General features: G+C 73.7%; 19 protein-coding genes. 8 read left to right on the top strand and 11 right to left on the bottom strand.

Annotated features, from left to right (window positions below):
* Positions 1-25 precede the first annotated feature (25 nt).
* Positions 26-502: a hypothetical protein gene (locus ACFYZ4_RS38970; RefSeq protein ID WP_351304065.1), complete on the bottom strand. Its 477-nt coding sequence runs from the start codon at positions 500-502 to the stop codon at positions 26-28.
* Between the two features lie 217 nt (positions 503-719).
* Between ACFYZ4_RS38970 and ACFYZ4_RS38965 the strand changes: the two genes are divergently transcribed.
* The 4 genes from ACFYZ4_RS38965 to fxsA all read left to right on the top strand — a co-directional run bounded on the left by ACFYZ4_RS38965 (position 720) and on the right by fxsA (position 4,596).
* Positions 720-1,160: an Lrp/AsnC family transcriptional regulator gene (locus ACFYZ4_RS38965; RefSeq protein WP_326593949.1), complete on the top strand. Its 441-nt coding sequence runs from the start codon at positions 720-722 to the stop codon at positions 1,158-1,160.
* A 51-nt stretch (positions 1,161-1,211) separates the two neighbouring features.
* Entirely contained in the window at positions 1,212-2,840 is a 1,629-nt protein-coding gene (locus tag ACFYZ4_RS38960) for an amidohydrolase (protein ID WP_390786229.1), read from the top strand.
* A gap of 329 nt (positions 2,841-3,169) precedes the next feature.
* Positions 3,170-3,943, top strand: a complete 774-nt coding sequence (locus ACFYZ4_RS38955) for a polyprenol monophosphomannose synthase (RefSeq protein ID WP_351304070.1) — start codon at positions 3,170-3,172, stop codon at positions 3,941-3,943.
* An 80-nt stretch (positions 3,944-4,023) separates the two neighbouring features.
* Entirely contained in the window at positions 4,024-4,596 is a 573-nt protein-coding gene (fxsA, locus tag ACFYZ4_RS38950; protein WP_351304073.1) for an FxsA family membrane protein, read from the top strand.
* Between the two features lie 163 nt (positions 4,597-4,759).
* Here the strand turns inward: fxsA and ACFYZ4_RS38945 are convergent, their stop codons facing one another.
* The 3 genes from ACFYZ4_RS38945 to ACFYZ4_RS38935 all read right to left on the bottom strand — a co-directional run bounded on the left by ACFYZ4_RS38945 (position 4,760) and on the right by ACFYZ4_RS38935 (position 7,733).
* Entirely contained in the window at positions 4,760-5,134 is a 375-nt protein-coding gene (locus ACFYZ4_RS38945) for an RNA polymerase-binding protein RbpA (RefSeq protein WP_007262928.1), read from the bottom strand.
* Positions 5,135-5,448: 314 nt separating this feature from the next.
* Positions 5,449-6,894 carry an MFS transporter gene (locus ACFYZ4_RS38940; protein WP_390786228.1) on the bottom strand — a complete coding sequence of 482 codons (1,446 nt, stop codon included), beginning with the start codon at positions 6,892-6,894 and terminating at the stop codon, positions 5,449-5,451.
* 68 nt (positions 6,895-6,962) lie between these two features.
* A complete protein-coding gene (locus ACFYZ4_RS38935) occupies positions 6,963-7,733 on the bottom strand; it encodes a glycerophosphodiester phosphodiesterase (protein ID WP_384351902.1) in 771 nt (256 codons plus the stop codon).
* 227 nt (positions 7,734-7,960) lie between these two features.
* Here ACFYZ4_RS38935 and ACFYZ4_RS38930 point away from each other — a divergent pair, with 227 nt between their 5' ends.
* Positions 7,961-9,463 (top strand): PLP-dependent aminotransferase family protein, encoded by a 1,503-nt coding sequence (locus ACFYZ4_RS38930; protein ID WP_390786227.1) that lies wholly within the window; start codon positions 7,961-7,963, stop codon positions 9,461-9,463.
* A 41-nt stretch (positions 9,464-9,504) separates the two neighbouring features.
* Here the strand turns inward: ACFYZ4_RS38930 and ACFYZ4_RS38925 are convergent, their stop codons facing one another.
* Together ACFYZ4_RS38925 and ACFYZ4_RS38920 are read right to left on the bottom strand one after the other, a co-directional pair.
* On the bottom strand, positions 9,505-11,127 hold the full coding sequence (locus ACFYZ4_RS38925) for a hypothetical protein (RefSeq protein WP_390786226.1): 1,623 nt from the start codon (positions 11,125-11,127) through the stop codon (positions 9,505-9,507).
* A 70-nt stretch (positions 11,128-11,197) separates the two neighbouring features.
* Entirely contained in the window at positions 11,198-11,392 is a 195-nt protein-coding gene (locus ACFYZ4_RS38920) for a hypothetical protein (RefSeq protein ID WP_007262923.1), read from the bottom strand.
* Between the two features lie 317 nt (positions 11,393-11,709).
* Between ACFYZ4_RS38920 and ACFYZ4_RS38915 the strand changes: the two genes are divergently transcribed.
* The 3 genes from ACFYZ4_RS38915 (at position 11,710) to ACFYZ4_RS38905 (ending at position 14,388) form a co-directional block, all read left to right on the top strand.
* Entirely contained in the window at positions 11,710-12,132 is a 423-nt protein-coding gene (locus ACFYZ4_RS38915; RefSeq protein WP_362812437.1) for an ankyrin repeat domain-containing protein, read from the top strand.
* A 332-nt stretch (positions 12,133-12,464) separates the two neighbouring features.
* Entirely contained in the window at positions 12,465-13,862 is a 1,398-nt protein-coding gene (locus ACFYZ4_RS38910) for a HEAT repeat domain-containing protein (RefSeq protein ID WP_351302034.1), read from the top strand.
* 10 nt (positions 13,863-13,872) lie between these two features.
* The gene (locus tag ACFYZ4_RS38905) at positions 13,873-14,388 is read left to right on the top strand and encodes a DUF2867 domain-containing protein (RefSeq protein WP_390786225.1); all 516 of its coding nucleotides are present in this window, start codon (positions 13,873-13,875) and stop codon (positions 14,386-14,388) included.
* Between the two features lie 117 nt (positions 14,389-14,505).
* Here the strand turns inward: ACFYZ4_RS38905 and ACFYZ4_RS38900 are convergent, their stop codons facing one another.
* From ACFYZ4_RS38900 to ACFYZ4_RS38880, 5 genes are all read right to left on the bottom strand, one after another.
* A complete protein-coding gene (locus ACFYZ4_RS38900) occupies positions 14,506-15,519 on the bottom strand; it encodes a hypothetical protein (protein WP_390786224.1) in 1,014 nt (337 codons plus the stop codon).
* Positions 15,516-16,097 carry a sigma-70 family RNA polymerase sigma factor gene (locus ACFYZ4_RS38895; protein ID WP_351302043.1) on the bottom strand — a complete coding sequence of 194 codons (582 nt, stop codon included), beginning with the start codon at positions 16,095-16,097 and terminating at the stop codon, positions 15,516-15,518. Before ACFYZ4_RS38895 ends, ACFYZ4_RS38900 begins: the two co-directional genes overlap by 4 nt.
* A gap of 74 nt (positions 16,098-16,171) precedes the next feature.
* The gene (locus ACFYZ4_RS38890) at positions 16,172-17,038 is read right to left on the bottom strand and encodes a biotin-dependent carboxyltransferase family protein (protein WP_384351923.1); all 867 of its coding nucleotides are present in this window, start codon (positions 17,036-17,038) and stop codon (positions 16,172-16,174) included.
* A complete protein-coding gene (locus ACFYZ4_RS38885; RefSeq protein WP_390786223.1) occupies positions 17,031-17,651 on the bottom strand; it encodes an allophanate hydrolase subunit 1 in 621 nt (206 codons plus the stop codon). The genes ACFYZ4_RS38890 and ACFYZ4_RS38885 overlap by 8 nt, the downstream gene beginning before the upstream one ends.
* A complete protein-coding gene (locus tag ACFYZ4_RS38880; RefSeq protein WP_390786240.1) occupies positions 17,648-18,415 on the bottom strand; it encodes a LamB/YcsF family protein in 768 nt (255 codons plus the stop codon). The genes ACFYZ4_RS38885 and ACFYZ4_RS38880 overlap by 4 nt, the downstream gene beginning before the upstream one ends.
* Positions 18,416-18,447 lie beyond the last annotated feature (32 nt).

The following is an 18,447-nucleotide window of genomic DNA, read 5'->3' as shown; positions in this document are numbered from 1 at the left end:
GTCGAGCGGGAGGCCCTGGCGGTCGTCAGGCCGCCTGGGCGTGCTGCTGCCGCGTCTGCGCCTGCGGCCGCGGGAGTACGGGGCTCACCACGCGGACCGGACGCGAGCCCGGGCCTCCCACGTGCGAGAAGGGCTGCGTCCGCCAGTCCAGGCCCTGGGGCAGGGTCGTCGACAGGACGACGGGCTCGGGGGCCTCCACCGGCTGGATCATGCCGACGGTCGGCAGCGCGTCCGTGGCCGGCCGCCCGGTGCCCGCGCACACCGTGAGTCCGAAGGGGTTCCACGGGGTCAGGCAGAGCGCGTGCTGCGGCAGGTACTCCTCGTCCGCGACGAGGGCGATCGACTGGCCGCAGTCGGGGCAGATCGCGTGGTGGATCTCGAATCCGTCGAGGTCTTCGGGGTATTCGGCGTATGCGGTGTCCACCGCGTACGGGCCGTCCCCGGAATCGAGCGGTTCGAGGGGCCCCGGTTCGGTGCGACCGGCGCGCTTGGTGTTCAGCATGGATGTACTCCCCCTTGGGTGGGCCGGGCGGGCAGGTTCTGCGGCCTCGGCCACAGCAAGCACTTCCCGTCGAGCGTCACGAGTAACCACAACAGACCGGCCTGCACCTGCATACCCCTGTGGCCTTGGTCACATGCCTGGCGCAGATGCCTCCAGTGGGCGGACACCACTGGGCCTGGAGTGCCCTTGGGCCTTAAGTTGAGCGGCTATGAGCGCAATGGAGGAGCTGGACCGCCAGATCGTGGATCTGCTCGTACGGGACGGGCGGATGAGCTACACGGATCTGGGCAAGGCCACGGGACTGTCCACGTCGGCAGTCCATCAGCGAGTACGCCGTCTGGAACAGCGAGGGGTGATCCGCGGGTACGCGGCGGTCGTCGACCCGGAGGCCGTCGGCCTGCCGCTGACGGCGTTCATCTCGGTCAAGCCCTTCGACCCGAGTGCCCCGGACGACATCGCGGACCGGCTGTCCGGAGTCCCGGAGATCGAGGCCTGCCACAGCGTCGCCGGCGACGAGAACTACATCCTGAAGGTGCGCGTCGCCACCCCCCTGGAGCTCGAGGACCTCCTGGGCCGCCTGCGCGCCCTCGCCCACGTCTCGACGCGTACGACGGTCGTCCTCTCCACTCCGTACGAAGCCCGGCCGCCCCGCGTCTGAGCGGGGACCCGGTGGTCGGCCCGGGGTGGGCGACGCGGGACACTGGTCGGCATGACCGACCGCACCGCCCACTCCGCCGACGCCGCCGGAGCACCGACCAGGACCGTCCTCCTCCGCGGGGGCGAGGTCCACAGTCCCGCCGACCCCTTCGCCACCGCGATGGTCGTCGAGCGCGGCCACATCGCCTGGGTCGGTTCCGAGGGGGCGGCCGACGCCTTCGCGCAGGGCGTGGACGAGGTCGTCGACCTCGGCGGCGCGCTCGTCACCCCCGCCTTCACCGACGCCCACGTCCACACCACCTCCGCGGGTCTGGCCCTCACCGGGCTGGACCTCTCCGGAGCGCGCTCCCTGACGGCCGCGCTGGACCTCGTACGCGCGTACGCCGCGAGCCGTCCGGCCGACCGGGTGCTCCTCGGGCACGGCTGGGACGCCGCCCGCTGGCCCGAGCGCCGGGCGCCGCGCCGGGCCGAGCTCGACGAGGCCGCGGGCGGCCGCCCGCTCTACCTGAGCCGTATCGACGTGCACTCGGCCGTGGTCACCACGGCCCTGCTCGACCTCGTCCCGGGCGTGCTGGTCGTCGGCGACCAGCCGCTGACCGCCGACGACCACCACGCCGTACGACGGGCGGCCCTGGCCGCCGTCACCCCGGCCCAGCGCGTCGAGGCCCAGCGGGCCGCCCTCGACCGGGCCGCCTCCCTCGGCATCGGCTCCCTGCACGAGTGCGGCGGGCCCGACATCTCCTCCGCCGAGGACTTCACCGGCCTGCTCGCCCTGGCCGCCGAGCGGCCCGGCCCGCGCGTCTTCGGGTACTGGGCCGACCGCGACCTGGAGCTGGCCCGGGAGCTCGGGGCCGTCGGAGCCGCCGGCGACCTCTTCGTCGACGGGGCCCTCGGCTCGCACACCGCCTGCCTGCACGCCCCGTACGCCGACGCCTCGCACACCGGTACGGAGTACCTGGACGCGGTCGCGGTCGCCGAGCACGTGACGGCCTGCACCGAGAAGGGCCTCCAGGCCGGGTTCCACGCCATCGGCGACGCCGCGATCACCGCCGTCGTCGAGGGCGTCCGGGCGGCCGCCGAGAAGGTCGGCCTGGCCCGGGTCCGCGCGGCCCGGCACCGGGTCGAACACGCCGAGATGATGACCCCCGCCGCCATCGCCGCGTTCGCGGAGCTGGGGCTCACCGCCTCCGTGCAGCCCGCCTTCGACGCGGCCTGGGGCGGCGAGGACGGCATGTACGCCGACCGGCTCGGCGCGGAGCGCGCCCGCACCCTCAACCCGTACGCGGCCATGCTCAAGGCCGGGGTCCCGCTGGCCTTCGGCTCGGACGCCCCGGTCACCCCGCTCGACCCCTGGGGCACGGTCCGCGCGGCCGCCTTCCACCGGACCGCCGGGCACCGCATCTCCGTACGGGCCGCCTTCACCGCCCACACCCGGGGCGGCTGGCGGGCGCTGGGCCGCGACGACGCGGGGACCCTCGTACCCGGCGCCCCGGCCGACTACGCGGTCTGGCAGACCGGCGAACTGGTGGTCCAGGCCCCCGACGACAGGGTCGCCCGCTGGTCCACCGATCCCCGCTCGGGCACCCCCGGACTGCCCGATCTGACCCCCGGATCCGAACTGCCGGTGTGCCTCGCCACCGTCGTCGGCGGGCGGGAGGTATTCGTACGCCCACAGGGGTGATCCGGTGTGCCTCGGTTCGGTACCGGCGGTCGGACCCGGATAAGTTCGGCCGGGTCCACCACAGGACGTCCGTGCCGGACGGATCCGTCTGCTCAGCGCGCCCGCGCCTCGGGGGCGAGGGAAGGTTTCGCCGGTGGGGGCACCCCCAGTGGTAGTTGGGGGAGGGTGGCCCCGGGTCGGGGCCCTGCGGTCCAGTAGACAACGGTCACGGCGGCCCGCAGCCAGCGGGCGTCTGACCGGCCCGAAGGACCGCGGGCCCCGATCACTGTTCTAAAGTCATCCTCTGCGACCAGACGTACAGGACGTGCAAGAGCACAAAAGGGGACTCAGTGAGCGACGGCGGACAGCGGACCTACGGGCCGCTCGGTACGGCCTTGGTGATCATTCCGACCTACAACGAGGCGGAGAACATCGGGCTGATCGTCGGCCGCGTCCGGGCGGCGGTGCCCGAGGCCCACATCCTGGTCGCCGACGACAACAGCCCCGACGGCACCGGCAAGCTCGCCGACGAGCTCGCGGTCGGCGACGACCACGTGCACGTGCTGCACCGCAAGGGCAAGGAGGGGCTCGGCGCCGCCTATCTGGCGGGCTTCCTCTGGGCCTTGGACGCCGGCTACGGAGTGATCGTCGAGATGGACGCCGACGGTTCGCACCAGCCGGAGGAGCTGCCCCGGCTGCTCACCGCACTGGCCGGCGCCGACCTCGTCCTCGGCTCCCGCTGGGTGCCGGGCGGCCGCGTCGTCAACTGGCCCAAGAGCCGGGAGATCCTCTCGCGCGGCGGTTCGACGTACTCGCGGCTCATGCTGAACGTCCCGATCCGCGACGTGACCGGCGGCTACCGCGCCTTCCGCCGCGAGACCCTGGAGGGCCTGGGCCTGGACGAGGTGGCCTCGGCGGGCTACTGCTTCCAGGTCGACCTGGCCCGCAGGGCGGTGCAGAAGGGTTTCCGCGTGGTGGAGGTGCCCATCACGTTCGTCGAGCGTGAGTTCGGCGACAGCAAGATGAGCAAGGACATCGTGGTCGAGGCCCTGTGGCGGGTCACCCAGTGGGGCCTCAAGGCCCAGGCCGCCAGGCTGCTGGGCAAGGACGGCGACAAGCGGTGAGCCCCTGGGGAAGCCCCTAGGGGATGTCCGGTACCTCCGGCTGAGGCCGCTTTTACGCGGCCCCAGGCACACTGGGTGGTATGACGACCGGTATTTCCACGGCCCCCCGGCGGCGTTCGCCCGCCCGAACCTTCCTTCCGCTGGCCATCGCCGCCTGGCTGATCCTGGAGATCTGGCTGCTCACCGTGGTCGCGGACGTGGCCGGCGGGCTCGCCGTGGCCGCGCTGCTGGCGGGCGGGATCGTCCTGGGCGCGGTGGTCATCAAGCGCGCCGGGCGGCGCGCATTCAAGAACCTGTCGGACACCTTCCAGCAGGCCCAGCAGGGGCGCCAGCCCACCCCGCAACAGCCCGGCCAGGGCAACGGCCTCACCATGCTGGCGGGGCTGCTCCTGATGATGCCGGGGCTGCTCTCCGACGTGGCGGGCCTGTTCCTCCTGCTCCCGCCGGTCCGGGCGTGGATCGGCCGCCGCGCGGCCCGCTCGCTGGAGCGCAAGATGGCCTCGGCTCCGGCCGGGAGCTTCGGCGACGCCTTCCAGCAGGCCCGGATCCACTACCCCGACGGCAAGGTCGTGCAGGGCGAGGTCATCCGCGAGGACCGGCCCGAGGGGCCAGCCGGCCCGGACACGGGCCACCGCCCGCCCCTGACCCCGTAGGACCGCCGCCCGCCGCAGGCCGCTCGGTGCGGCCGGCGCCGGGCGCTGCTGCGCCGCCGGACACCGGGCGCAGCACAGGACAAAGCCGAGGGGCCCCGCCACACAATGTGTGGCGGGGCCCCTCGGCTTGTGACTGTATCCGGTTTAAAACCGTGTCCGGCTGTCAGGCGGACTTGCGGCTGTCCCGCGGATGCACGGCAATGTTCATGGCGCCGGAACGAAGGACCGCCAGCCTTTCGGCCAGCACTTCCTCCAGCTCCTCGCGGGTGCGTCGCTCCATGAGCATGTCCCAGTGCGTTCGCGCAGGCTTGCCCTTCTTCTCTTCGGGCCCGTCCCCGTCCACCAGGAGTGCCATGGCGCCGCACGCCTTGCACTCCCACTCCGGCGGAATTTCTGCCTCAACCGAGAACGGCATCTCAAATCGATGTCCGTTCTGGCATGCGTACTCCACCGCCTGGCGCGGGGCCAGATCGATGCCGCGGTCCGTCTCGTAGCTGGTAACCACGAGGCGCGTACCGCGGAGAGCTCGCTCACTCATGAATCGTGCCTCCCGGGCTTTGTCGCCCACAGGACAGGTGTCGCTGTCGTCGTCATCCGGTCAACGTCCGGTCGGCGGTATAGATTCCCGCTCCGGGTCGTGCGTCGCCCGTCGTGCCGCCCCTTGTTGTACCCACCAATGCCCGTTTTGTCACATCTGGCAGCAGATGTCACCCAACGTCCATGCTTCTTGGGCGCGCAGTAACGGTCCGCCTGGCAGGCCAAGGGCGTACACTACCGGCCCTTTGCTTCAACGTCTAAATTCGTTCGGAATTCGTTCGCGGATCCGGGCCGTGCGCACTCGCGGACCCGCTCTCAGATCCGCTCCGGTACAGGATTGCCTGCCGCTTCCACCGCGCGCCGCACCGGCACTCTCGCCAGGAGCACGAATCCCAGTGCGAAGAAGACCACCAACGAGATGATCGCGTCCCGGTAGCTCCCCGTGAGCTGGTAGGTCAGGCCGAAGACGAGCGGACCCACCCAGCTCAGCCCGCGGTCGCTCATCTCGTACGCCGAGAAGTACTCGGCCTCCTTGCCCGCCGGCACCAGGTGCGAGAAGAGCGAGCGCGACAGCGCCTGGCTGCCGCCCAGCACCAGTCCGATCATCGCCGCGAGCGCGAAGAACCAGACCGGGGTGCGGGCCGGCAGGAAGTAGCCGACCGCGAGCGTCACGCCCCACGCGGCCAGCGAGCCCAGGATCGTCCGCTTGGCGCCGTAGATCCGCGCGAGGCGGCCCATCCCCAGCGCCCCGCCCACCGCGAGGACCTGCACCAGCAGCACCGCCCCGATGAGCGTGGACTGGTCCAGCTCCAGCTCCTCCGATCCGTAGATGGAGGCCTGGGAGATCACCGTCTGCACGCCGTCGTTGTAGATCAGGTACGCCAGCAGGAACGACAGCGTCAGCGGATAGCGCCGCATGTCCTTCAGGGTGGCGACGAGCTGCTTCCAGCCGCTGACCGCCGGCCCGGCCCCCGGCTCCCGGACCACGGCCCGGTCCCGCAGCCGGCGCAGCGGGATCAGGGCGAAGGCCCCCCACCACAGGCCCGCGGAGGCCAGGCAGATCCGTACCGCCATGCCCTCGGTGAGCCCGAAGGAGTCGTGGCCCATGTAGAGCACCAGGTTCAGCACGAGCATCACGGAGCCCGCGGTGTAACCGAAGGCCCAGCCCCGCGAGGAGACGGTGTCCCGCTCGTCCGGCGTGGAGATCTGCGGCAGGTACGCGTTGTAGAGCACCATGGATACGGACAGCGAGGCGTTCGCGACGATGAGCAGCAGCCCGCCCAGCAGGTAGCGCTCACCGCCCAGGAAGAACATCCCGGCCGTCGCCGCGGCGCCCGTGTACGCCGCCACCGCCAGCAGCGGCTTCTTGCGCCCGCTCCGGTCCGCCGCGGCGCCCACCAGCGGCATGAGCAGCACGGCCAGGATCACCGAGGCCGACACCGAGTAGGCGAAGAAGGACCCGGCCCGCACCGGGATGCCCAGCGGGTGCACGAAGCCCTCGGCGTCCGCGGCGGCCTTGGCCACCGAGGTCAGGTACGGCCCGAGGAACACGGTGAGCACGCTCGCCGAGTACACCGACACGGCGAAGTCGTAGAAGTACCAGCCGCGCTGCTCACGCTTGCGCGCGGCTGCCCCGGCCTCTCCGGTCTCCCCGGCCTCTGCGGCCGCGACCGCCGTGGTCGCCGCGGCCGATCTGCCGTCCTCGGCTCCCGGTTCCGCTGGTTCCGCTTCCTCGGTCGTCCTGCTGTCTTCCGCGCTCACCTGGTGTCCCCCTCGCTGGTCCCCGTGCCGCAGCGGCCATCGGGCCCGGGCGGCGGCCGAAGAGCGTGTCAGGCCCAGGCCCCGCGCCGGTCCAGCACCGTGCGCAAGATGTCGATCCGGTCGGTCATGATGCCATCGACTCCCAGGTCGAGGAGAGCCTCCATGCGTTCCGGTTCGTTCACGGTCCACACGTGGACCTGCAGACCCCGCTCGTGCGCGGTCCGCACGAAGCGCCGGTCGACCACGCGGATGCCCGCCTGGGTCTCCGGCACCTGGGCCGCCACCGCGCCCACGCGCAGCGCCGCCGGGATCGCGTACGAGCGCAGCCGCAGGCCCAGCACCCCGCGTACGCCGTACGAGGTCGCCAGCCGGGGGCCGGCGATCCGCTGGGCGCGGGCCACCCGGCTCTCGGAGAACGAACCCACGCAGACCCGGTCCCAGATCCCGGTCCGCGCGATCAGGTTGACCAGCGGGTGCAGGGCCGACTCGGCCTTGATGTCGATGTTCCAGCGGGCGTCCGGGAACTCCTCCAGCAGCTCCTCGAAGAGCGGCAGGGGCTCGGTGCCCGCCACGCGCACCTCGCGGACCTGCTTCCAGGGCAGCTCGGCGATCCGGCCCCGGCCGTCGGTGACCCGGTCCAGCGTGGAGTCGTGGAAGGCGACGAGTTTCCCGTCGGCCGTGGCGTGCACATCGGTCTCGAAGTACCGGTAGCCCGCTTCGGAAGCCCGGCGGAAGGCGGCGGCGGTGTTCTCCAGCCCGTCCGCGGCACCTCCCCGGTGTGCGAAGGGGATCGGAGCCGGGTGGTCCAGATACGGATGGCGAAGGCGTACGTGCGTCACGGCGGCAGTATCCCCCGTGACGTGAGGGGACGGTGGTCCGCGAGGTGAACGGGGGACACGGCGGCGGACACACAGGAGGTCGATCCGGCCCCGTCCGACCCCCTCCGTGTGGCGGCCCCTGGTGCAAGTGGACTGGCGCGTGACAGTCTGGGCCCGCAGGCATCAATCCAATCCCGGCTTCCGGCACCCGCCGTAGAGGCCAATCCGACGAAGGTGGACCGGACGCAATGGCCGAATGGACCTCGGCGGTCGGCGCCGCCCAGCTCGCCCGCCTCATCACCTCGCAGCAGGAGCGCCCCGCGGTCCCCGGCGCCCGCAAACTGCCCGCGTACCGCACCCTCGCGGACGGCATCCGGCTCCTCGTCCTCGAAGGCCGCGTCCCGGTCGCCGCCCGGCTCCCCGCCGAGCGGGAGCTGGCCGTCGCCCTCTCCCTCAGCCGCACCACCGTCGCCGCCGCGTACGAGGCCCTGCGCGGGGAGGGGTTCCTGGAGTCCCGCCGGGGCGCCGGCAGCTGGACCTCCGTACCGGCCGGGAACCCGCTGCCCGCGCGCGGCCTGGAACCGTTGCCGCCCGAGTCACTCGGTTCGATGATCGACCTCGGCTGCGCCGCCCTCCCCGCCCCCGAGCCCTGGCTCACCAAGGCCGTCCAGGGCGCACTGGAGGAGCTGCCCCCGTACGCGCACACCCACGGCGACTACCCGGCCGGCCTGCCCGCGCTGCGCCGGATGCTCGCCGAGCGCTACACCGAGCAGGGCATTCCCACCATGCCCGAGCAGATCATGGTCACCACCGGCGCGATGGGCGCGATCGACGCCATCTGCAGCCTCTTCGCCGGGCGCGGGGAGCGGATCGCCGTCGAGTCGCCGTCCTACGCCAACATCCTCCAGCTCATGCGCGCCGCCGGGGTGCGCCTGGTGCCCGTCGCCATGGCGGACGGGCTGGCCGGCTGGGACATGGACGTCTGGCGGCAGGTGCTGCGCGACTCGGCCCCCCGCCTCGCCTATGTCGTGGCCGACTTCCACAACCCCACCGGGGCCCTGGCCTCCGACGAGCAGCGCCGCGCCATGGTGGCGGCCGCCCGCTCGGCCGGCACCGTCCTCGTCGCCGACGAGACCATGGTGGAACTGCAGCTGGACCCGGAGCTGGAGATGCCCCGCCCGGTCTGCTCCTTCGACCCCGCCGGCAGCACGGTCATCACCGTGGGCTCCGCCAGCAAGGCCTTCTGGGCGGGCATGCGGATCGGCTGGGTCCGCGCCGCCCCCGACGTGATCCGCAGCCTGGTCGCCGCCCGCGCCTACGCCGACCTGGGCACGCCCGTGCTGGAACAGCTCGCGGTGAACTGGCTGATGCGCACCGGGGGCTGGCGGGAGGCCGTCGGGATCCGCCGCGACCAGGCCCGGGAGAACCGCGATTCGCTGGTCGCGGCGGTCCGCCGGGAGCTGCCGGAGTGGGAGTTCGAGGTTCCGCAGGGCGGGCTCACCCTGTGGGCCCGCGCGGGCGGCCTGTCCGGGTCCCGGCTGGCTGAGGTGGGGGAGCGGGTCGGCGTACGGGTCCCCTCGGGGCCGCGGTTCGGCGTGGACGGGGCCTTCGAGGGCTATGTCCGGCTGCCGTTCACCGTGGGCGGGCCGGTGGCGGAGGAAGCCGCCTCCCGGCTCGCGGCGGCGGCCCGGCTGGTCGGCACGGGCGCCGGCAGCAGCGGCGCGGAACCGCCGCGCACGTTCGTGGCGTAACCCGCCGGCCCCGGCGCGCGCCCGGACCAGGCGGGACCGGCCTAGGGGGCCTCGGCCGGGATCTCCGGGGCGCCCAGGGCCGAGCCCTGTGCCGGCGGGTGCCCGTGGAGCGGCTTGTCCGGCGTGCCGTGGTCCCGTCCGCCGCCCCCGCCGGGCGCGAGCCGACCCGGCAGCAGCTCCAGGACGGCCTGTCGGTACGCCGGGTGCGTGGCCTCGTCGTACGGGTCCGGGGTGGCGGGCACCTGCAGCCGGTGCACCGGACCCGTGCCGAGCCGGGCGTACCCGCGGCCGGGCGGCACCTGGGCCGTCGGGGTGGTGTGCGGCGGCAGCCCCAGCACGTCGGCGATCTGCTGGATCCCGGCGGGCCCGAGGACGATCCGGGCGCGGGTGTGCTGCCAGACGGAGTCGTTCAGCAGTTCCAGGTGGTCGAAGTGCTCGGCCACCACCACCGTGACGTGCGCGGGCCGCCCGTGCCGCAGCGGCACCTGCAACTGGGCCAGCGGGTCGGGGCCCCCTTCGGCGATCGCGAGGTGGGCCAGCACGCTCGGCTGGTCCAGCAGGATCCACAGCGGGCGCCGGGTGTCCTCGGGCGCCGGCCGGCCGGACTCCCGGGCCCGGTGGCTGGCGATGAGCCGCCGCTCGGTCTCCTGCGCGGCCCACTCCAGGGTGGCCTGCGCCCCGATCGGCCCGCATTCCACGGCGAGGACGCCGGCGCGGCCCGAGAGGCAGGCGTACTCGCCGCTGCCGCCGCCGTCGACGATCAGCACGTCGCCGCCGTGCCGCAGGGCCTGCAGGGCGAGGGAGCGGATCAGGGTGGAGGTGCCGCTGCCGGGCTGGCCGACGGCCAGCAGGTGGGGCTCGGTGGAGCGGGACCCGGTGCGCCAGATCACCGGCGGCACGTCGCGGGGCTCGTCGCCCTCCAGGACGGGCAGGGTGCGCTGCACGCCGCCCGCGTCGGTGAAGCCGAGCACGGTCTCGCCGGGCGAGGTGACGAACGGCTGGGCGGCGATGCCCGTCGGCAGCGCCGCCAGCACGCTCAGGTCGAGCTGGTTGCCCTCCTCGTCCCAGTCGAAGAGATACTCCCGTCCGCGCCCGGACTTGGCGTGCAGCAGTGCCTCGATCCGGGCCCGTGAGGCGGCCTCGCCATCGGTGAAGTAGGCCGGGTAGCGGATGTGGAGCCGGGTGATGCGGCCCGCCTCGTCGAACTCGTAGCCGCTGAAGGCCTTGTCCCAGTCCCCGCCGTGGGCGAAGAGGGGGTTCGGGTCCTCCGGGATGGAGAAGTACGGCACGAGGGCTTCGTAGAGGGAACCGAGCCGTTCGGTCTCGGCATCGCTGGGCCCGGTCTTCACCGGGGTGCGGTCGCGTCCCTGCCAGGCCGCGGCCGCCATGAGGGTGATCAGGGCGAGGAGCGGACCGTAGGGGACGAGCGCGACCACGAGGACGCAGGCGGCTCCCAGGAACAGCGCGGGACCACGCTTGTCCTTGGGGGTCTCGGACCATCTGCGGCGCCCGGCCGAGGCCAGGACGCGCAGGCCGCGTCCGATGGTGAGGAGCGGATGGAGGACGTCCGTGGCGGTGTCGGCGGCCGTGCGAGCGAGGTCGCGGCCCCGGGACAGCGACGCGGTGCCGCTGCTGAGGATGCGGGGAAGTGGGCGCCGGGCCACGGGCGTCTCCTGGAGTTGTGGGTGTGACGGGTGCTTCGGGTGCTGCTGGTGGTGCTGCGCGATGGCCGGGCTAGAGCTTGATCCCGCCGAGCAGGCTCGCGAGGCTCGCCGTGCTCGCCGTGATGCTCGGGGCGATGGCGGAGCCGGCGAGGAAGAAGCCGAAGAGCGCGCAGACGAACGCGTGCGTCAGCTTCATCCCGTCCTTCTTGAAGAAGAGGAAGCAGATGATGCCGAGCAGGACCACGCCTGAGATGGACAGGACCATGAGGAGTTCTCCTGGTTGGTGGGGACAGTCACCATCAGTTCTTCCAGGCTCACAGGAAGTATCAATGCGACAAAAGGTGCATACGGGTGAATCCGCGAGTTTTTCACTTGACCGGCTCAGCCCGGCTGGCGCGTCCGGCGCACCGGGGGGCGAGGGTGATCCTTGCCTCGGCCCGACCCGGACATGTGCAGGCCAGGGCGCTACTCTGGCGATTCACCCGTACGGACGCAGTGCCGTGCACCCCCCTGCCCGCCCGTCCTGGGGACGGGGCTGCGGGGCGGACCATGTCAGCAACGAGTGAAAGGCGGTAACGAACGATGAGCGAGCACGCCGCGGAAGGCGCCGGTTCCCAGGACGTCCCCGACGAGGACGTCATCGAACTGGCCACCAAGATCTTCGACCTCGCCCGTCAGGGTGAGACCGAGACGCTCACCGCCTACCTCGACGCCGGGGTCCCGGCGAACCTCACCAACGACCGCGGCGACACCCTCGTCATGCTCGCCGCCTACCACGGCCACGCCGACGCCGTGTCGGCCCTGCTGGCCCGGGGCGCCGAGGCCGACCGCGCCAACGACCGCGGCCAGACCCCGCTCGCCGGGGCGGTCTTCAAGGGCGAGGAGGCCGTCATCCGCGCCCTGCTCGCCGGCGGGGCCGATCCGACGGCCGGAACTCCCTCCGCCGTGGACACCGCGCGCATGTTCGCCAAGGCCGACCTGCTGGAACTTTTCGGAGCTGAGTAGTCCGTTTTTGCCTCGGATCTGGCCGGGCCCGGCCGGTTCCCGACCTCACAGATTGGTCACGGCGGCCGTAAATGTGGTCGCGGTGCACAAACCGGCTGGGCCATCATGGCGTCGGATTCGATTCGCGAGCACGGGGGGCGGGCCGGAACGGGTGGGACACGAAGGGTGTCCCGACCCGAGCCGGCCACCATGATCACGAAGAACTGACGAGAGTGAGAAGGCAATGGTCTACATCGAGCGGAACATGACGGCGGACGTCCTCACATGCTGTTACGCGGCCTTGTGAATCCCGATTCCCGGTTGCGTCCCCAGCTTGATATGAGGCCATTCCCATGTTCGAACCAGTCATAGCACCGAGCGGTACCCTGCTCGGGCTCCTCCAGCGCGGCCGTGGCGACGGCACGCTGCACGCACTCGCGGCACCCAGGGCGGAGGCCCTCGAGGCCCTCAACCAGTGCGTGCTCCGCGATCCGCGCCAGGACTGGCAGGTCGAGAACCGCTCCTTGTACTACGCCCGGCTCTACCTCGACCTCAACGGTCCGCTGGGCGAGATCGAGCACCACCTCTTCAGCGCCGACGACCTCGTCGACGAAGAGGACCACCGGACCGGCCTCGCCCTGTCCGTCCTGGGCCACCTGGCCTCGTACGGCCGCGACGACGCGCTCATGCTGCTGCGCCGGTACGCCGCCTCCGGGGCGAACTGGGCCTGGGCCCTCGACGAACTCGCCCTGCGCGACGACGACGAAGGCCTGCGGTCCCTGGCCGCGCCGATCCTTGCGAGATTCCCCGCCACGGCGGAGGGCGAGGCGCGGCTGGCCGCCGCCGTCCGCGATGCCTACGAGCCCCGGCCGTGGTGCCTGTGGGAGGAGACCCCGCAGCACGGCGAGCGCCTGCGCGCCGCCCGCCAGCAGGGCTCCTTCGACCGCTGGCAGCGCCAGCTGACCCCCAGCGGCCCCCGGCCCGGCTGGGGAGTCCAGGCCGTCTTCGACTGGGCCGCCGACGGCCTGCGCCGCGGCACCCCGCTGCACGTGCCCGCCGCGCGCTGCCTGGCCGCGGTCGCCGCGCCCGAGGACCGCTCCGCGATCCTCGCGGCCGCCGCCGGAGCCTCCGGCGAGGCCGCCCGCGCCACCGCCCTGCACCATCTGGTCCTCGCCGAGCCGGACAACCCCGCCGTGCTGGACCTCATCGAAGCCGCCGCCGACGAACCCGCCGTGGCCGCCTACGAACGCATGTGCGGCCCCGAGGCCGTCGAACGGGCCCGGCGCTGGATCCACCGCCCCGACGCCCTGGGCGCGGCCGCCGCGGCCACCCTGGCCGCCCGCGGCGGAGCCGAGGACGCGGAACTGGTCCTCGGCGCCCTGCGCTCCACGGTCCGCGGCTCGGGCCCCGACACCCGGCACCTCTACCCCCTCGTGGACGGCGCCGGCCGCCTCGCCATCGGCTGCGCCGCCCCCGTGCTGCGCCACATCTACCGCGAGACGGCCTCGTCCCACCTGCGCGGCCGGGCCGCGCGGGCCCTCGCCAGCACGGACTCCTCCTTCGCGGCGGGCTTCGCCGTCGAATGCCTCTGGGACTGCGAGGAGACCACCCGCGAGGTGGCGGCCCACCACGCCGAGACCGCCGACGCCCGGGTCGCACCCCGGCTGCGCCGCCTGGCGACGGATCCGGCCGAGGAAGAGGACGTACAGTCGGCCGTCCGGAGCAGGATCGCCCCGGAGTCGGCCGTGTAGGGGGCGCGTGATGGGCAAGGCGGTGCGCAGACGCGCGGTACCCGTGGTCGAGGCGGCACGAGCGAGCCTCGGGTCCTTCGACCACGTGGACGCCGTGTCCGTCGAACTGCCGCCCGGCACCGACGCGGTGGAGTTCGCCCGGCTGGTCTTCACGGGACGCCCCGGGTGGACCGGCCGGCTGATGTCGCTGCGCGACCGCCTCGTCGCGCCCTTCGGACTCCACGTACAGGAGCGGGAGCGCCCGGCGCGGGACACACGGATCGAACCGGGCCTGAAGGTGGGCCCGTTCCGGGTGCTGTCGGTGGGCGACGACGAGGTCCTCTGCGGGGACGACGACAAACACCTGGACTTCCGCGCCTCGTTCGCCGTGCGGCCGATGGCCGGCTCGGCGGGCACGGAGGGCGTCTGCACCACCGTGGTCCGCTTCAACAAGCCGGTCGGCCGCCTGTACTTCCGCGCCATCGAGCCCTTCCACCACCTGATCGTCGCCCGCCTCGTCGCGGGCGCACGGACGCCCCGGCCCTGACGGGGCCGGGGCGAGGGCTCACCGGGGCGACGTGGCGGGCGGTGCGGCGGGGGTCCGGGAACACCCCCGCCGATCCGTGCGCTCGGCCTGCCGCCAGGCGTTCACCCGGCCTGTGCCCTATCTGCCCGCCGTGGGGTCGATCTCGCAGGGCGTGACCTTGGACGTCTCCTTCACGCCGTACCTGACCGGGGCGTCGGGGTCCGACGCGCTCGTCGGCTTCGTGAGGACGAGCGTGTACCCCGGAGGGACCGTCTTCGAGTTGATCCTCAACGTGTCCTTCTCCCGCCCCGAGGCCAATTCGGCCTCGGGGTCGGCCATACGAAGGCGGTATCCGACGCCCAGGTGCGTGCACTCCGACCGGGGCTTCAGCTCGGTCAGCGCGACGCTGACCCCCTGTTCCTGGAGGCTCCGGACCACCTCGGACAGGTCGGCGGGCCTGGGCGCGCGGATCTCGATGGTCCTGCCGGGGTCCTTCGGGGGCTCGGTGCGCGCTTTCAGTGCTTCCTCCAGGCCCTCCGAGTTGTCGATCGTGCAGGACGGGACCCTGGCCTTCTCGACCACGTTGAAGCTGAACGCCCGATCGCCCAGCGGGTAGTGCTCCGCCCACGCGAACGCCAGCGCGTAGCCCGGCGGGACCGTCTTCGCGTTGACCTTGAGGAAGAACCCGTCATCGCCCTGCTGCCCGATGCGGGCCTCGGGGTCGTCCATCGGATCGAAGCCCCGGACCCCGCCGTAGAGCTCGGAGTCGCACTGGGACGGCGGCCGCTTCGGGACCAGCGCGACCTGCACCCCCAGCTCCTTCAGCCGGGCAGCGAGGGCCGGGACCTGCCGCTGCTCGGGCAGCTTGAACCGGAGCGAGCCGTCCGGGTCCTTCTTGATCTCGGGCGCGTCCGTGGCCGAAGGGCTCGGCGAGCCGGTGGGACCGACCGAGGGCAGCGAGCCGTTGCCGCCGCTGTCCCCGGCCAGGGTCATCACCGCGACGACCGCGGCCGTGGCGATACCCACCGCGAGCGGGATGCCGTAGCGGCGGGCGAAGGAACGGGCGGGAGCCGGGGCCGGGGCCTCCTCCGGGAGGCGGGCCAGCAGCGCCGCCTTGAGCCGGTCCTCGAACCCGCTGGGCCTGGTGCTCATCGGGCTGCCTCCAACTGCGTTTCGGTGCCGGCTGCGGGCCCGGTCCCGCGCAGCGCGCGGCGGGCCCGGTGGAGGCGGACGCGGACGGTCGCCTGGGTGACGCCGAGGGCCTGGGCGGCCTCGGCCGGGGTGAGTTCGTCGACCACCACGAGGTCGAGGGCCGCGCGCAGCGGCTCGGAAAGGGCGGCGTGACGCTCCGCCAGGGCCCTGAAGGCCCGCTGGGCGTCGATCCGTTCCTCCAGGGCCGCGACGTCCTCGTCCTCGAGGAGGCGGCGGCCGCTCAGCCGCGCCAGGGCGCCGCTCTCGCGGGCGAGCCCGCGGGCGTGCCCCGACAGGACGTTGCGGGCTATCCCGAACAACCAGGCGATCGGCGCCCCCCTGTTGGGCCGATATCCGGAAGCCGAGCCCATCGCCGCGAGGAAGATGTCCGCCGTCAGGTCCGCCGCCAGGTGCGGGTCGGCGACCCGGCGGGTGACGAAGCCGAGCACGGCGTCGATGTGCTCCTCGTAGAACGCGCCGAATCCCTCGTGCGTCGTGAGATCCGGTGGCCCGGTCTTCTGTCGTCCTGGGCTTCGCACCCTGGTTCCTCCCCTGCGCCGGGGGCCCGGTCGGCCCCCTCACTCCGTACTTGGCCGGAGCCCCCGAAAACGTTTCACCGGGACCGGAGGAAGCGCACGGGAGTCCCCGGCCGGGCCTGCGCCGCCGCGTCCAGGGCCGGGCCCGGCGGGACCACGCCGACCACCGGATAGCCGCCCGTCACCGGGTGGTCGGCCAGGAACACCACCGGCAGGCCGTCCGGCGGGACCTGGACCGCGCCCAGCACCATGCCCTCGCTCGGCAGTTCCCCGGACCGGGCGCGGACCAGCGGCGGGCCCGCCTCCGTGCGCAGGCCGATCCGGTTGGACCTCGCCGACACCCGGAACTCCGCACGCCACAGCCCGGCCAGCGAAGCCGGCGCGAACCAGTCCGCGCGCGGCCCCGGGCGCAGCGGCAGCAGCAGTTCCGCAGGCGGCCCGGGCAGGCCGCAGACGTCCGCCCAGGGCACCGGATCCGGCCCGGCCGGGCCCACCGGCAGCCGCATCCCGGCCGACAGGACGGGCGGCCCCAGGCCCGACAGCAGGTCCGCCGAACGACTGCCGAGGACCGGCGGGACGGCCAGGCCTCCCCGCACCGCGACGTAGCCGCGCAGCCCCGACTCCGCCGGGCCCACCTCCAGCTCCGCCCCGGCCGGCAGCCGGACCGCCGCTCCCCAGGCCGCCGGGCGACCGGAGACCCGTACGGAACAGGGCGCGCCCGTGACCGCCACGACCGTCGGGGCGAGCGCCCGCAGCCCCGTCCCGTCCAGGGTCGTCTCCAGCGCCGCCGCGTCCGGCGGGTTGCCGAGCAGCCGGTTGGCCAGCGCGTACGCCGCCGTGTCCAGCGCTCCCGAGCGGGGCACGCCCAGGTGCGCGTACCCGGGGCGCCCCCGGTCCTGGACCGTGGTCAGCGCGCCCGGCCGCACCACCAGCAGCTCAGTCACGGCCCGCCTCCGTGAACCGCACCCGGACGCCCGGCGCGAACAGCGCCGCCGGTTCCCGCTCCGGGTCCCACACGACCGCGTCCGTGGAGCCGATCAGCTGCCAGCCGCCGGGGGAGGAGCGCGGGTACACCCCCGCGTACTCGCCGGCCAGCGCCAGCGAGCCCGCGGGGACGGCCGTACGGGGCGTGTCCCGACGGGGCAGGTGGAAGCGTTCCGGGAGCCCCGTCAGGTAGCCGAAGCCGGGGGCGAACCCGCAGAACGCCACCCGGAAGCCGGTGCGGCCCACGATCCCGGGCACCTCCCGCGGGGGCACCCCCCACCGCCGGGCCACCTCCGCCAGGTCCGGGCCGTCGTACCGCACCGGGACGGTGACCAGCGGACCCTCCGCCTCCGCGAGCGCTGGCACCTCCCACCGGGCGATCCGGGCCCCCAGCGCGGCCGGGTCCCGCACCCCGTCCAGCAGCACCGTCCGCGCCGCCGGTACGAGGTCCCGTACGGGGCCCAGCCCGCCCGCGTCCCGGCGGCGCAACAGCTCGGCGTGGAGCGCGGCCACCTCCGCCGCCGAGTCCAGCTCGATCAGCAGCGCCTCACCGCCCACCACGAGCGTCCTCACGCGAAGGCCTCCACCCGGACCCCGGCCGCGCCCAGCGCCTCCCGGACCCGCCGGGCGAGCACCGCCGCCCCCGGGGTGTCCCCGTGCAGGCACAGCGAACGCGCGGCCACCGGGACCGGCGACCCGTCGGCGGCCGCCACCGTCCGCTCGGCGGCCATCCGCACGGCCCGCGCCACCACCGCGTCCGGGTCGTGCAGCACCGCTCCCGCCTCGCTGCGCGGCACCAGCGTCCCGGCGGGCGTGTAGGCGCGGTCGGCGAAGGCCTCCGGTACGGCGGCCAGCCCGGCCTCGCCGGCGGCGGCGAGCAGGAGCGATCCGGGCAGGCCCAGGACGGGCAGGCCCCCGGTGGCACCGGACCCGGCGGCCAGCCGGACGCCCGCGACCACGGCGGCGGCCTGGTCGCCGTCGTGCACGGTCCGGTTGTAGAGCGCACCGTGCGGTTTCACGTACGACACCCGGGAGCCGGCCGCCCGCGCGAACACCTCCAGCGCGCCGATCTGGTAGGCCACCTCGTCCGCCAGCTCGGCGGCCGGGACGTCCATCGCGCGCCGTCCGAAGCCGGCCAGGTCGCGGTAGGAGACCTGCGCGCCGATCCGTACGCCCCGCTCGGCGGCCAGTTCGCAGACCCGGCGCATGATGGACGGGTCGCCGGCGTGGAAACCGCAGGCCACGTTGGCGCTCGTGACGACGGAGAGCAGGGCCTCGTCGTCGGTGAGCGTCCAGCGCCCGAATCCCTCGCCGAGGTCGGCGTTGAGGTCGACCACCGACGAGGATGCGATCATGGAATCCATGCGCC

It is taken from the genome of Streptomyces sp. NPDC001513 (assembly GCF_042894695.1).
Classification (GTDB): Bacteria; Actinomycetota; Actinomycetes; order Streptomycetales; family Streptomycetaceae; genus Streptomyces.
Note: the sequence above shows the minus strand (reverse complement) of the source record. Positions and strands in the feature narration are given on the sequence as shown.

What these genes read in the sequence shown, in the direction of transcription:
- ACFYZ4_RS38960 (WP_390786229.1), top strand. Translation starts at nt 1,212, where the DNA reads ATGACCGACCGCACCGCCCACTCCGCCGACGCCGCCGGAGCACCGACC.
- ACFYZ4_RS38900 (WP_390786224.1), bottom strand. Translation starts at nt 15,519, where the DNA reads ATGAGCACCAGGCCCAGCGGGTTCGAGGACCGGCTCAAGGCGGCGCTG.
- fxsA (WP_351304073.1), top strand. Translation starts at nt 4,024, where the DNA reads ATGACGACCGGTATTTCCACGGCCCCCCGGCGGCGTTCGCCCGCCCGA.
- ACFYZ4_RS38970 (WP_351304065.1), bottom strand. Translation starts at nt 502, where the DNA reads ATGCTGAACACCAAGCGCGCCGGTCGCACCGAACCGGGGCCCCTCGAA.
- ACFYZ4_RS38910 (WP_351302034.1), top strand. Translation starts at nt 12,465, where the DNA reads ATGTTCGAACCAGTCATAGCACCGAGCGGTACCCTGCTCGGGCTCCTC.
- ACFYZ4_RS38915 (WP_362812437.1), top strand. Translation starts at nt 11,710, where the DNA reads ATGAGCGAGCACGCCGCGGAAGGCGCCGGTTCCCAGGACGTCCCCGAC.
- ACFYZ4_RS38920 (WP_007262923.1), bottom strand. Translation starts at nt 11,392, where the DNA reads ATGGTCCTGTCCATCTCAGGCGTGGTCCTGCTCGGCATCATCTGCTTC.
- ACFYZ4_RS38945 (WP_007262928.1), bottom strand. Translation starts at nt 5,134, where the DNA reads ATGAGTGAGCGAGCTCTCCGCGGTACGCGCCTCGTGGTTACCAGCTAC.
- ACFYZ4_RS38965 (WP_326593949.1), top strand. Translation starts at nt 720, where the DNA reads ATGGAGGAGCTGGACCGCCAGATCGTGGATCTGCTCGTACGGGACGGG.
- ACFYZ4_RS38930 (WP_390786227.1), top strand. Translation starts at nt 7,961, where the DNA reads ATGGCCGAATGGACCTCGGCGGTCGGCGCCGCCCAGCTCGCCCGCCTC.
- ACFYZ4_RS38905 (WP_390786225.1), top strand. Translation starts at nt 13,873, where the DNA reads ATGGGCAAGGCGGTGCGCAGACGCGCGGTACCCGTGGTCGAGGCGGCA.